Source organism: Flavobacterium sp. RHBU_24 (assembly GCF_046613695.1).
GTDB lineage: Bacteria > Bacteroidota > Bacteroidia > Flavobacteriales > Flavobacteriaceae > Flavobacterium.
In genome coordinates this window covers 18,049-31,889 of sequence record NZ_JBKJHD010000009.1, presented here as the reverse complement: position 1 = coordinate 31,889, position 13,841 = coordinate 18,049, and the positions used below count along the sequence as shown (strand labels likewise).

The following is a 13,841-nucleotide window of genomic DNA, read 5'->3' as shown; positions in this document are numbered from 1 at the left end:
ACCATAAACCTTATTACAATACACCTATCCCATGAATAAATTTTTACTGGGGCTGCTGCTCCTTTGCTCAGCCGCGGGCTATTCGCAAAACATAAAGCTTGAAGGCACGATTAAAGACAGTACCGGCATAGCGCTGGAAATGGCTAATATTATGGCGGTTAACAAAACTACCAATGCCATGGAAAGCTATGCCATTACCGATGAGAAAGGCCACTTTGTGCTGAACCTTACCGCAAATACCACTTATGGCATTAAGGCGAGCTACATAGGCTTTAACGCCTATGAGGAAAACCTTACCACGGGCACGTTAAATGTGGTTAAGAACATCACCCTGAAAGAAGGCGTTAACCTTAAGGAACTGGAAATAGTGCATGAAATGCCGGTTACCATTAAGGGCGATACCATTGTATACGACAGCGACTCGTTTACTAACGGTACCGAGCGCAAGCTGGGCGATGTGCTTAAAAAGCTGCCCGGCGTAGATGTAGATGATGATGGTAACGTAACCGTAGAAGGCAAAACCGTAACTAAGCTTATGGTAGAGGGCAAGGACTTTTTTGACGGCGATACCAAGCTGGGCGTAAAAAACATACCGGCCGATGCCCTGGATAAGGTAGAAGTGCTGCGCAATTATAACGAGGTAAACCAGCTGAAAGGCCTGGTAAACAATGAGGAAAACGTAGCCATGAACATTAAGCTGAAGGAGGGCAAAAAGAATTTTTGGTTTGGCGACCTTACCGCAGGTGCCGGCACGGGCGATGGCACGCGCTACCTTGTAAACCCGAAGCTGTTTTATTACAGCCCTACATACAGCCTTAACATGATAGGCAACTTTAACAACAACGGCGAGCTGCCCCTTACCATGCAGGACTATTTTAAAATGACGGGTGGTTTCCGCAGCCTGATGAAAAAAGGCGGTACTAATTTTAACGTGAGCACTAACGATTTGGGTATTTCCACCCTTCGGAATAACCGGGCCAAGAATATCGAGACGAAATTCGGCGCGGCAAACTTTAGCTATAACCCCACCAAAACCTGGGCCCTGAGCGGTTTTGCTATAATCAATTCCAGCCGTACCGAAATGGAAACCCGCAGCCGCAATACCGTGCTTGACCCCTTAACCGGCGAAGCACAAACCACCCAGGCTACCGACCAGAAGTCGCTGCAACGGAGTGATTTCAGCCTGCTGAAATTAAGTTCGAGCTATAAACCAGACAGCAACCTACAGTTTGATTATGACGCTTTTATAAAAACATCAAAACAGGGCGAGGATACTGATATAGTAAGCGTGGTTACACCCGAGGCCGGGCAGAGCCAGAATATTTATACCAGTAAAGACCAGAGCCCGTTTTCCATTACCCAGAATGCAAACCTGTATTATACCATGGATGATAAGAATGTGTTTTCGATAGAGGCGCAGCACTTATACCAGGAAGAAGACCCTTTTTATAACGCGGTACTGGATAACAATCCCTTCCCCGACAGCGGCACGGGCGATGGCTCGCTCAACCTGGGCCTAGCCGATGCCATTCAGTACAACATTAACCAGGAGCGTTTTGTAACCACCAATAAGGCTGATGCCAAAGCAGACTGGTATTATATGCTTACACCAAAATCGAACATCAATTTTACCCTGGGCGACACCTATTCGTACCAACGGTTTAACTCGTCCATCTTCCAGATACTTGACAGCGGCACGGTTGATAACCTTGATGCCAATACAAAAAACAACGTGGCATACAGCTTTAATGATGTGTTCCTGGCAGCGCATTATAAATTTATTACGGGTAAATTTACCTTTAACCCCGGGGTGAGCCTCCACAGCTACAACATTTATAACGAGCAGCTGGGCACCACTGTAAATAACGATTTTTACCGTGTGCTGCCCGATGTGTATGCCGTATACCAGATAAAGAAATCAGGACGCCTGCAATACACCTATACCATGACCACTGAGTTTACCGATATTGCAAAATTTGCCCGTGGCCTGGTGCTGAACAATTATAATTCACTATTCAGAGGTAACCGGAATTTAGAGAACGCGCTGTACCAAAGCCATAACCTGAACTATTTTAAATACAATATGTTCAACTTTACCCAGCTGTTTGCCAACCTTAATTACAGCCACCGGGAAAACGATGTAAAAAACCTTGCAGCCTTTAGCGGCATCAACCAGGTAAGCACGGTAGAAAACTCAAACTTTGCCGATGAGGTATTCTCCGCCTCGGCGGGCTACACACGCAGCTTTGCCCGCTTTTACAAGGCTTCGGCCAATGCCAGTGTGGGGTGGAGCAGGTTTAACAACTTTCGCGCAGACGCTAATGTTGATGAGGAGGTAACCATGGCAAACGCCATGCGCCAGGTAAACGAGCAGGTTACACAAAGCTACAGGGGCAGCTTTAGCACTACCTATAAAACCTGGCCCAACCTTGAGGTGGGCTATTCGCTTAGCGTAAACGACTATGCGGGCAACAAATTTTTTACCCATAGCCCGTATGCCCGTTTTGATTATTTGCTATTCAAAAACATTACCCTTACGGCAGACTATACCTATAACCATTACTATAACGATGCCCGCACCAGCGATAATGAGTACGACTTTTTAAACGCGGGCATCATGTACCTAACCACCGGCAAAAAATGGGAGTTTAAGGCTACGGGCACTAACCTGCTCAACACTACATCGCTTAATGATGACAGCTTTAACCAGTTTAGCACCAGCACATCGCGCTATACGGTGCAGCCCCGCTATTTATTGCTCTCGGTTAAGTACAATATAATGTAGTGTTTGATGTTTTCTTAGTACTTTTGTGCAAAACATACAGGCATGTCTATCGAAGTTAAGGAAATCAGTAAGAGTTACGGCGGGCAGAAAGCGCTTGATGCCGTTTCATTTTCAATAAACAAAGGGGAAATAGTAGGTTTCCTGGGGCCGAACGGCGCCGGAAAGTCTACGCTCATGAAAATACTTACCACGTACCTTAATGCCGATACCGGTACTGCATCGGTAAACGGCAGCGATGTAGCCGCCGACCAAAAGGAGGTGCAAAAAGCTGTAGGCTACCTGCCGGAGCATAACCCGCTGTACCTGGACCTGTATGTGCGCGAATACCTTGCCTTTAACGCCGATGTTTATAAGGTAAATAAGAACCGCATAGAAGAGGTTATAAACCTTACCGGCCTTACGCCCGAAGCCCACAAAAAAATAGGCGCGCTAAGCAAAGGTTACCGCCAGCGCGTGGGCATTGCTACCGCCCTGCTGCACGACCCGGAGGTGCTGATACTTGACGAACCTACTACCGGCCTTGACCCTAACCAACTGGTAGAGATACGCGACCTGATAAAAAACATAGGCAGCGATAAAACGGTGTTCCTAAGCACGCACATCATGCAGGAGGTAGAGGCCATTTGCGACCGCGTGATTATTATTGACCACGGCAGGATTGTTACCGATAAAAAACTCAAGAACCTGGTTAAGGATACTAAAGTAGAGCAGGTTATTGAGGTGGAGTTTGACAAGGCGGTGTCAATGGAAACGCTGCAACAACTACCCTCATTAACCGATGCCAGGAACACCAAAGGCAACATTTGGGAACTTACCTTTACCTCAGGTACCGATATGCGCCCCGCCGTATTTGACTTTGCGCAGGCCAACAGCCTGAAAACATTGCAGCTTTCGCTTAAAAACAAAAACCTGGAAACCGTTTTCAGGGAAATGACCAAAAAGAAGTAAGCCTATGTGCGGAGTGCCATTGCCCTGGTGGGTAGAAGAAATAGACAAAGACAAGGAGAAGGGCGAAGACCCGGGGATTGCCGTGCCTGAAAAAAACGATGACGAAAAGTGTTGATTTTTATTCAGCACACTTGCTAATAAATTCATATTGGCCTGAAGAAACCAGCCCGCCTGCGGCGCGCCCCTCAGGAGGGGAATAGCTTTATCCGTAATCAAAAGATTAGGCGAAAATCATAATAAATCTGCAAGTGCGCGTCATCCGCGTTCCATTTTCCCTGACAAACAAAAAAGCCTGTTGCAATCAATCAACAGGCTTTTATATATTATCTTCCAAATCAATTACCCTAAAAACGGGTACCTGTAATCTGTAGGCGGAACAAAGGTTTCTTTAATGGTGCGGGGCGATACCCAGCGGTACAGGTTAAGTACTGAGCCTGCCTTATCGTTAGTGCCGCTGGCACGCGCGCCGCCAAAAGGCTGCTGCCCCACCACCGCGCCCGTAGGCTTATCGTTAATATAGAAGTTGCCGGCAGCGTTCTCCAGCGCCTTTGTGGCTTCTTCAACCGCGTAGCGGTCCTGGCTGAATATAGCACCCGTAAGGGCATACGGCGAGGTTGCATCTACCAGTTTTAGCGTTTCGGCCCACTGCGCATCTTCATACACGTATACGGTAAGTACAGGGCCAAACAGCTCGGTAGTAAGGGTTTCGTACTGCGGATTAGTTGTTACAATAACCGTAGGCTCTATAAACCAGCCCACTGATTTATCATAACCGCCACCTGCAATAATTTCGGCATCCGCCGAAGCCTTGGCAGCGTCAATATACCTGGCCAGCTTGTCAAATGAGCCTTCATGTATCACGGCAGAAATGAAGTTAGTGGTATCTTCCGGCGAACCCATTTTAAAGGAAGCGATATCTTTTTGCAGCAGTTCTTTTACTTCCGGCCAGATGCTTTGCGGGATATACGCCCTTGAGGCCGCCGAACATTTCTGCCCCTGGTATTCAAACGCGCCACGGCTTAGCGCGGTAGCTACCTCAGCCGGGACAGCTGACGGGTGCGCAACCACAAAATCTTTACCGCCGGTTTCGCCCACTATGCGCGGGTAGGTCTTATATTTAGGCACGTTCTGGCCTATTTTACTCCACAAGTCGTTAAACACCTGCGTAGAGCCTGTGTAATGAATCCCCGCAAAATCAGGGCTTGACACTAAGGTATCAGTAATCATGACCGGGTCGCCGTGCACCATGTTTATTACACCTGCCGGAAGGCCCGCAAGCTTAAATACCTCCATAATTACCTGTGCGCTATACACCTGGCTGGCGCTGGGTTTCCATACCACCACGTTACCCATAAGGGCCGGGGCGGCAGGCAGGTTGCCGGATATGGCGGTAAAGTTAAACGGGGTAATGGCATATATAAAGCCTTCTAAAGGGCGGTATTCCAGGCGGTTCCATATTCCTTCAGAAGAGATAGGCTGCTCGGCATATATCTGCTGCATGAACTGTACGTTAAACCTCAGGAAGTCGATAAACTCACACGCGGCATCAATCTCGGCCTGGTGTACCGTCTTGGCCTGGGCTATCATGGTAGCAGCGTTTATCTTAGCACGGTACGGCCCTGCAAGCAAATCGGCTGCCTTAAGGAAAATAGCGGCACGGTGCTCCCAGCTCAGGGCGGCCCATTTGGTACGGGCATCAAGCGCGGCGGCAATGGCCTGCTTTATATGTTGTTTCTCTGCTTCGTGGTAGGTGCCTACCGTTTTTTTGTGGTCAAACGGCGGGTGTATGGTTTTGGTATTCCCTGTGCGTATTTCTTCAGCGCCTATATAGTTCGGCACATCTACGCTACTGTTATACAACTCCTTAAAAACGGTTAAAACCCGCTCCCTTTCTTTGCTTCCGGGGGCATAGCTTTTTACGGGTTCGTTAATGGCGGCAGGTACATTATAAATTCCTTTTGGCATGTTGTAGTTGTTTAAAGGATTAAATTATTAAAGCGGTGCAAAGATACGAAGAATTTTGGAAGCCTCATCCCAACCTCATCTAAAGGACTATGTTGCGGCTATATCTTTTATTGAAGGTACCGCAGAGATACACAGAGCAAGCACAGAGATTCGCGGAGAAGAAGAGGTTACACCTACGGTTGAGTACACAGAGTGGGTTGTCGGTATGTACAGTCGTGCACATCTTTACGCACAGCTCCGTGCGCTCGCGCTGCAAGTGCAATCTCAAATAAAAAACTCTGTGTATCTCTGTGCTACAGTTTATAAATAGATTTCAGGATAAAATATTTTTGTCGATGGTGTTAGTAAGGCAGCAGGTTGTCTTACTTCAATATTCGAATAAAAATATAAAGTTGAGCAAAAATAACTTTGCGAAACCTTGTGTCTCCTTTGCGGAACTTTGCGAAAAAAATACCACAAAAGTTTCTCATAATCAAAATATCCGCTCCCGGTACTGAAGCCGCCCATTCAGTTAAACCACATTTTAAGGCTGTTGAAAAATTTTATACCACCTGTGTAAGACGTTTTCTTTAATATGCTGATTTTCAATGGACACTAAAAATAGCATTACGCACGATTCACCACTTTTGTTGAATATTTTATAACCAAATGTGTAATATAAAAACCTGTTTTGTGAAGAACGTTGCCTGTTGATAACTTTTTTGGATGTCCTGATTATGCAAATCTGTAAAAGTGATTTTTGTTAAAAAAAATCCTTTGTGAAACTTTGCAAAAAAAATATTAGTTCAATGCAAAAGGAGCGCTGAGCCTGAATGTAGGCACGATAACCTTAAAGGTTCGGGTGGTGGTAAAATTTACCATACTGAAGTAACCCCTCATGGCCCCAAACGGCGATGAGAGCAGGCAGCCGCTGCTGTAGGTGTGTTTTTCGCCCGGTTTAAGCACCGGCTTTTTGCCTATAACACCCTCACCATCAACAATTTCAAGGTCATTCAGGGAGTCATAGATTTCCCAGTGGCGGGTGTTGAGCTGTACGGAATCTTTGCTTTGGTTTTCTATAGTTATTTCATAACTAAAGGCAAATTGTATCCTGTAGTTTTTAAAGTATGTGCCTTCAAAACTAGTAGATACCGATATTTTTATGCCCCTTGTTATTTGTGATACCATAAAGAAAAATCTTTCTGCGTGGTTTATTCCGTTACAAAAATACAAATTAAAGCAATTGATTGCTATAGCTGCAACATTAAATTAACGCCATGCTAATTTTAACTCTTTGTGCCTTAGTTAATAATGTTTTCAGAATTAGCGGTGCCGCGGCCTATAACGCGGTCGTAGCGCTCGTTGTTCTGGCGGTAATAAACAAATATATCATACTGGTTTTCGGTTTGGTAAAAATTGCCGTCCACATCATTTTCCGGGTCGGGCGAACCATCCTTATTAGTGGTGATATACATATAGTTAGTAAAACCCTGCTTAACCATTATCGCCTTTTCGTAAGTATTTGTTTTTTCGTTATACTCCAGTTTATACTCATCGGTCTTGGCATAGTTATTAAACATACCGCCCACATATATAGGCTTTTTATCAAAAAAGGCGGGGGCGCTCAGCTTAAAGAATACCCAGCTGTAATCTGACTCCAGGCTGGGGTCGGTAACGCTAAGCTGTATGTTCTGCGTGAGGAAGTTACCATTAATATCAGGATAGTAGGTATAAGGCTTGCTGGCCCGGGCATCGTTAGTATACAGTATTGTGTTGTAAATTTCGCCCGCTGTAATGCGCGCTACGTTATTAACCGCGTTGCGGATATCCTTGTTGTCAAAGTACCAGTATTCATTACCCGCCCAAAACTGTGTTTCGGTATTGTACTTGTATATCAGGTCGTTACCTATGGTATACTGCGGCTTTACATTATAAATGGCATTGTCAAAACGCCCGTTTTGAAACAGCGCCACCTTTACATTTTGTAACGGGCTCTGCCACTGTATACTATTGGTTTTAATGGCAAAATCAAGGTTATGCTTTTGCTGTATGGTTGCCATATCGCGCGAGCGCTTTACCTGTATGGGAACGGCTACGTCTTCCTGGTAAATGATTATGCGGCGGGTAAAAACCACCTCGCGGTCTTCGTTTAATATACTGATGATATAATTGCCGGTAAGCAGTATCCGTGTAAATTTATTAGGGAAACTCAGTATATAGCGGCTGTATATCTGCAGGGTGTTAAATGAGTTATTGTATGTTTGAATACGCTGGTTATCAAAGCCCTGAAGGTAGTCGTTTACCGTTAGTTGGGTGCTGGGCGTCCAGTTGTAATTGCAGTGCTGTATGGTATAATAGTAGTTTGCCTCGTTGCCATACAGGTCGTCAAACGCCAGGGTAAAACTCTCGTTAAGCCTGAAATACGGCAGTACGTTTTCGTTGTTCTGCAAAAACGAAATGGTTTTAATATTATAAGGGGGCTGCACTTCCTGGGCACTAACCACTGTAGTAAAAAGGACTATAGCAAGGGCAACAAGCCGTTTAAAAGGCTGCATCATTTTTGTTTGTTTTAGTCGTAAAAAACGTAAAGATACTAAAAATAGTATGATTGAGCACGGCTTTAAGCCAAACAAAAACAATGCCTTAGTCTTTAAAGCAAACGGGTATTATCTCTCCCTTTGCCAGGCAATAGCGTTCTACATCCTGCGGGGCGAGGGTTTTGGTATAATCTTCTTCCACTACGCGGAACCCTATGCTGCGAAGTTTGTCGAAATAATCCCGGCCATACACCCTCACGTGATCATACTGGCCAAAGATGCGGGCACGCTCTTTCGGGTCGGTAATACTATCATCCTCAAAGGTAGCCTCCCTTGATAAGTCCTGCGGAATTTGCAGTATCGCCATACCGCCCGGCTTTAGCACGCGGTACAGTTCCTGCATGGCTTTTGTATCATCAGGTATGTGTTCCAGCACATGGTTGCAGAGTATTACGTCGTATTCATTATCTTTAAATGGCAGGTTACAAATATCAGCCTTTACATCCGCCAAGGGCGAATAAAGGTCGGTCGTAGTGTAATCCAGGTTCTTCATCCCCCTGAATAATTTATAAAACGCCTGCTCCGGGGCAAAGTGCAGTACCTTGTGCGGCGCGGTAAAAAAGTCGGTTTCGTTTTTCAGGTACAGCCACAATAGCCTGTGCCTTTCCAGCGAAAGCGTACTGGGCGACAGCACGTTATTGCGCTGGTGCCCGTAGCCATAAGGTAAAAAGTTCTTAAAGCCGCGCCCGTCTATAGGGTCGGTATAGGTGTTTCCCTTAAGGGCAAAGGCCAGCACCGGGCGCACTACATAGCTCAGGCGAATGAGTAGTGGGCGGGGTATGGTGTTGAGTATGAGTTTAAATATCTTTTTCATGGTTTATTTTGGGGATTGTAACCCAAATTTAAGGGTTTTTCCGTTGTAGCACAGAGATACGCAGAGCAATCGCAAAGATGCAGAGAGAATTATAGATTATCACCTAAAGGTAAGAGTTCGCCGAGCTGCTGAAAATAACCCGCCTTATACCATTCTTTAAAATTTTTGAATGAAAGTTTATTAATAAGCCTAAGGGATAGTCACCTAACTTAAGATATGTTATTACTTGTGCATGGTGCACATCGGTAAGTTCTTCAACGGTTTTGAGTTCAATAACAACTTTGTTTTCAACTATCAAATCAAGCCTGTATCCCTGATTAAGGGTAATGCCTTTGTAAGTTAGCGGCAATATCTTTTCACGTTCAGTATATAAGCCAATTTGACTAAGTTCATAATGCAGGCAATCCCTATACGCTGACTCAAGTAAGCCAGGTCCAAGATTTCGATGCACCTCAATCGCAGCACCAATAATTTTATGAGTCAATTGGTTTGTTTCCATACTCAATATCATTTTTTATGACCTCCTGCTTAGTACTCAGTTGCTCAGCCTACCTCCTCTGTTATCTCTAACCGAAGGTTATTATCTCAAAAAAACTCAGTGTATCTCTGCTCTTGCTCAGTGTATCTCTGCGGTACAAACCACAGATATATAAAAATTATACCGTCAGCGCTACCTGCCTAAACTCATCCTCTTCAGTACTCACAATACCCAGCGCTTTATACACATACGCAAACGTACTCAGCAATTCCGGCTTGCCGTCTACCAGGGCCACATTGTGCTCAAAGTGGGCACTGGGCTGATTATCACGGGTAACAATAGTCCAGCCGTCTTTAAGGGTACGCACATTTTTGGTACCCATGTTAATCATGGGCTCTATAGCAACTACCATACCTTCTACAAACAGTTTTCCGCGGCCGCGCTTGCCGTAATTCGGCATATTAGGCTCTTCGTGCATCTTGCGGCCAAGGCCGTGGCCCACAAGTTCGCGCACTACACCATAGCCCTGGGCTTCGGTAAAGCGCTGTATGGCGCTGCCCACATCCTCTACGCGGTTACCCGCCTTAAATTCGCGGATGCCTACGTATAACGATTCCTTAGTAATATCAAGCAGCTTTTTAGTCGCAGGGGCTATTTCGCCCACCTCAAAGGTATAGGCATGGTCGCCGTAAAAGTCGTTTTTCAGCGCGCCGCAGTCCACCGACACGATATCACCTTCCTCAATGGGGCGTTGTGTGGGCAGGCCATGTACCACCTGCTCGTTTACGCTGGTAAGCAGCGTGCTGGGGCAGCCGTACAGCCCTTTAAATCCGGGAACGGCGCCATGGTCGCGAATAAACTCTTCCGCTATTTTATCAAGGTGCAGGGTAGTAACACCCGGTTTTATTTCGGTGGCAAGCATGCCCAGGGTTTTAGAAACAATAAGGGCGCTTTCGCGCATCAGCTCTATTTCTTCTCGTGTTTTAGGGATAATCATCGCATAAAATTTTCAGCCCGTAAAAGTACAACTTTCCGTCGGAATATTTAATCTGTTGTGAATGCAAGGATTAAATCGGCCACGAATTTCGCTAATTTATAGAATTTATATAATAGGTTTCAACTGAATTGGTGCAATTCACGTAATTGCTACGCCAATTCGCTTTTGCTCGGGTTGTGGCAAAAACCATTAACAGAAAAAATGTATTTTTGCACCCACAAACCGGCTGTGCCTAACACGCACGGCCTGAAAAACAGACAAAAACAATGAAAGCATACGTATTTCCGGGCCAGGGCGCCCAGTTTACCGGAATGGGTAAAGACCTTTATGAAAGCTCGCATGAAGCAAAGGAACTTTTTGAAAAAGCCAATGATATATTGGGTTTCCGCATTACCGATGTGATGTTTGAGGGTACGCCCGAGCAGCTTAAAGAAACCCGGGTTACGCAGCCTGCCGTGTTTTTACATTCGGTTATTAGGGCTAAGACATTAGGCGACAGCTTTACGCCCGATATGGTTGCCGGCCACTCGCTGGGCGAGTTCAGCGCGCTTGTTTCGGCAGGTTCGCTTACCTTTGAAGACGGACTTAAACTGGTGAGCCAGCGTGCGCTTGCCATGCAAAAGGCCTGCGAAATTACCCCAAGCACCATGGCTGCTGTTTTAGGCCTTGAAGATAAAATTGTGGAAGACGTATGCGAAAGCATAGACGGCATAGTGGTGGCGGCCAACTATAACTGCCCCGGCCAGCTGGTTATAAGCGGAGAAACAAGTGCCGTTGAGGCTGCGTGCGAAGCCCTTAAAGCCGCCGGTGCCAAGCGTGCGCTGATACTGCCTGTAGGAGGTGCCTTCCACAGCCCGATGATGGAGCCCGCCCGCGAGGAGCTTGCCGCCGCTATTGAGGCTACTAAGTTTACAAATCCCGTTTGCCCGGTATACCAAAATGTGCCTGCCACAGCCGTTACCGATGCCGAAGAGATCAAAAAAAACCTTATCATACAACTTACCGCCCCGGTGAAATGGACACAAAGTGTACAGAACATGATTGCCGACGGCGCAGCGTTGTTTACCGAAGTAGGTCCCGGCAACGTACTGCAGGGCCTTGTAAAAAAGATAAACAAAGAAGTAGAAACGGCGCAGGGATAGTGGTAAGTATTCAGTGATCAGTGTTCAGTCGCAGTTAACAACAAATCCCCACCGATATAAACAGTGGGGATTTTTTTGTGTTACCAAATTGCTTACAAAGCAACCTTTCAGCTTTTCTGCATCTATAGATAAACAACCTCTAATAAACCACCATGAACCTGAAAGCCGTATTGCTGTTCCCAGTGTTGCTGAGCTTAGCATCGTGCGCTACCGTATTCAATAAAAAAGAATATACTGTAAACCTTACCGGCGCTAAGCAAAACATGAAGGTTACCGTTAACGACAGTACCTATACCCTGCCCGCTTCCGTGAAAGTAAAACGCAGTAAACATGACCTGCCCATTACCGTAATAAGCGACAGCATTACTAAGCAGGCGGTGATTGAACCGGGAATGTCACCCACGTTTTTTTATGCCAATGCTTCGTTGCTCGAGTTTTGTCCTATACTATACGGCATTGATATGTTTTCCCAAAAGCGCTTTTATTACGGGCGCGACCTTACTATTGACGATACCACATCGGTATACAAACCCTCGGTATTCAATCCGTATAAAGAATATTTTGGCAAAAAATATTATGGCGAAAAAGGGCAGTGGAACATTATTGTGGGCGTGCCCTACGGGAACATGTTTTATATGCAGCCCCGCAATTTGGGTACTAAAAAAGGCGGTGGCTTTTTTGGCTTTGAAGTAGGTACCGAATACTTTTATAAACCCCGGAAATTTGTGAAATTTACCGCTGCCGTGGCTATCGATTTCCTTGCCCCGGTACCCGCCCCGGTAGATATAGACGGCGATTATGAAGCAATGCGCTCCCGCAGCTTTACCCTGAGTGATAACTACATTGTGGCACGCAGTACGCTGAGTTACGGTCTTAATTATAGTATTTATACCTGGAAGCGCGTGAGCCCTGATTATGGCGAAGACCCCATTGCACCGCGCCCATCTAAAAAAGACAGCCACGCCTTTGGCCCCAGCCTGGGCCTGCACCACCAGTTGCTAAATTTCTTTTCGTTTGGCGCTACCTATAACCCTACCGTTTACAGCGTTTTCCCGAAAGGACAATGGCAATACCAGCACACCATAAGCATTGAGTTTATTTTCAGGATACCCCTAAACCGTGAGTTTACGCCTGACCTTCATTTGTTTGATTAGCCAGTTCGCACTCCTCGCCTTCAACCTCTACCTCTATCGTATAATAGCTGAACGGGTATTTTTTCATCACTTCCTTTACGCTGCGTTTTACGGCTACCAGTTCTGCAAAAGTATCTACACCTTTGGTGCGTATGTGTGCGGTATACACGTGGTGTTCCCCCTCCAGCGACCAGATGTTTACATGGTGCATGCCGGTAACATAAGGCAATTTGAGTATGGCTTCTTTTACTTCATCGGCATCAATGTCAGATGGTGCGCCTTGTAGTAGTATTACCATCACTTCTTTAAGGCGGCCTATTACGTTATACAAGATAAACAGCGTGATGGCGAGCGAAAGTGCAGGGTCGAGCCAAGGGGCATCGGTAAACATCATTACTATAGATACGATAAACACCGCTACCCAGCCCAGTACATCCTCAATAAGGTGCCAGCTTACCACGCGCTCGTTAAGCGATTTTCCGCCGCTGAGGCGAAAAGCCGCGTAGCCGTTTACCGCCATACCCAGCAGGGCAAAGTACAGCATTCCCCGTGCATCGGCGGGTTCCGGATGCATGAGGCGCGTAATGGCCTCGTATACCACAAAGCACGAACCCACTACGAGTATAACACTGTTTATAAGCGCACCCAGCAGGCTGAACCGGCTGTAGCCAAAGGTAAACTTAGCATCGGCCCCCTGTTTCGATTTGTTGTGCAGGTACCAAGAAAGCCCCAGCGAGAGGCTGTCGCCCATATCGTGCAGCGCGTCAGACAGTATGGAAACACTGTTAACATAAAAGCCACCGATTATTTCGAGTATAGTAAAACCCAGGTTGAGGAAGAATGCGGCCTTGATGTTTTTTGCCGAAACATTGTGGCTATGGTCGTGCCCGTGGTGGGCATGCGAATGGTGGTGAGGCATTGGTGTAACTTTTATCTTTTAAAAGTACGAAATTTGAAAAAGCCGCGCAGAAGCTTAACGTATTATTAAAGCAAAAAGGCGCTC

11 protein-coding genes are annotated in these 13,841 nt (G+C 46.1%); 4 read left to right on the top strand and 7 right to left on the bottom strand.

Going from position 1 to position 13,841, the window contains the following annotated elements; translation table 11 throughout:
* Nucleotides 1-31 precede the first annotated feature (31 nt).
* Together ACLI09_RS10445 and gldA are read left to right on the top strand one after the other, a co-directional pair.
* Nucleotides 32-2,785: a carboxypeptidase regulatory-like domain-containing protein gene (locus ACLI09_RS10445; protein ID WP_411419565.1), complete on the top strand. Its 2,754-nt coding sequence runs from the start codon at nucleotides 32-34 to the stop codon at nucleotides 2,783-2,785.
* A gap of 42 nt (nucleotides 2,786-2,827) precedes the next feature.
* Complete coding sequence (gene gldA, locus ACLI09_RS10440; protein ID WP_411419564.1) at nucleotides 2,828-3,733, top strand: gliding motility-associated ABC transporter ATP-binding subunit GldA; 906 nt, start codon at nucleotides 2,828-2,830, stop codon at nucleotides 3,731-3,733.
* Between the two features lie 339 nt (nucleotides 3,734-4,072).
* On the opposite strand, the gene pruA is transcribed toward gldA, so the two are convergent.
* The 6 genes from pruA to map form a co-directional block, all read right to left on the bottom strand.
* Nucleotides 4,073-5,698 (bottom strand): L-glutamate gamma-semialdehyde dehydrogenase, encoded by a 1,626-nt coding sequence (pruA, locus tag ACLI09_RS10435; protein WP_411419563.1) that lies wholly within the window; start codon nucleotides 5,696-5,698, stop codon nucleotides 4,073-4,075.
* Between the two features lie 780 nt (nucleotides 5,699-6,478).
* On the bottom strand, nucleotides 6,479-6,865 hold the full coding sequence (gene apaG / locus ACLI09_RS10430; protein ID WP_411419562.1) for a Co2+/Mg2+ efflux protein ApaG: 387 nt from the start codon (nucleotides 6,863-6,865) through the stop codon (nucleotides 6,479-6,481).
* A gap of 113 nt (nucleotides 6,866-6,978) precedes the next feature.
* The gene (locus tag ACLI09_RS10425; protein ID WP_411419561.1) at nucleotides 6,979-8,235 is read right to left on the bottom strand and encodes a DUF5103 domain-containing protein; all 1,257 of its coding nucleotides are present in this window, start codon (nucleotides 8,233-8,235) and stop codon (nucleotides 6,979-6,981) included.
* Between the two features lie 85 nt (nucleotides 8,236-8,320).
* Nucleotides 8,321-9,088 (bottom strand): class I SAM-dependent methyltransferase, encoded by a 768-nt coding sequence (locus tag ACLI09_RS10420; protein ID WP_411419560.1) that lies wholly within the window; start codon nucleotides 9,086-9,088, stop codon nucleotides 8,321-8,323.
* Between the two features lie 103 nt (nucleotides 9,089-9,191).
* Nucleotides 9,192-9,587 (bottom strand): GxxExxY protein, encoded by a 396-nt coding sequence (locus ACLI09_RS10415; RefSeq protein ID WP_411419559.1) that lies wholly within the window; start codon nucleotides 9,585-9,587, stop codon nucleotides 9,192-9,194.
* Nucleotides 9,588-9,744: 157 nt separating this feature from the next.
* A complete protein-coding gene (gene map, locus ACLI09_RS10410) occupies nucleotides 9,745-10,563 on the bottom strand; it encodes a type I methionyl aminopeptidase (protein WP_411419558.1) in 819 nt (272 codons plus the stop codon).
* A gap of 266 nt (nucleotides 10,564-10,829) precedes the next feature.
* On the opposite strand from map, the gene fabD reads away from it, so the two are divergent.
* Together fabD and ACLI09_RS10400 are read left to right on the top strand one after the other, a co-directional pair.
* Nucleotides 10,830-11,705, top strand: coding sequence for an ACP S-malonyltransferase (gene fabD, locus ACLI09_RS10405; RefSeq protein ID WP_411419557.1), 876 nt, complete (start codon nucleotides 10,830-10,832; stop codon nucleotides 11,703-11,705).
* 152 nt (nucleotides 11,706-11,857) lie between these two features.
* Nucleotides 11,858-12,859: a hypothetical protein gene (locus ACLI09_RS10400; protein WP_411419556.1), complete on the top strand. Its 1,002-nt coding sequence runs from the start codon at nucleotides 11,858-11,860 to the stop codon at nucleotides 12,857-12,859.
* Here ACLI09_RS10400 and ACLI09_RS10395 read toward each other — a convergent pair.
* Nucleotides 12,831-13,757 (bottom strand): cation diffusion facilitator family transporter, encoded by a 927-nt coding sequence (locus tag ACLI09_RS10395; RefSeq protein ID WP_411419555.1) that lies wholly within the window; start codon nucleotides 13,755-13,757, stop codon nucleotides 12,831-12,833. The two genes, ACLI09_RS10400 and ACLI09_RS10395, sit on opposite strands and share 29 nt — an antisense overlap.
* Nucleotides 13,758-13,841 lie beyond the last annotated feature (84 nt).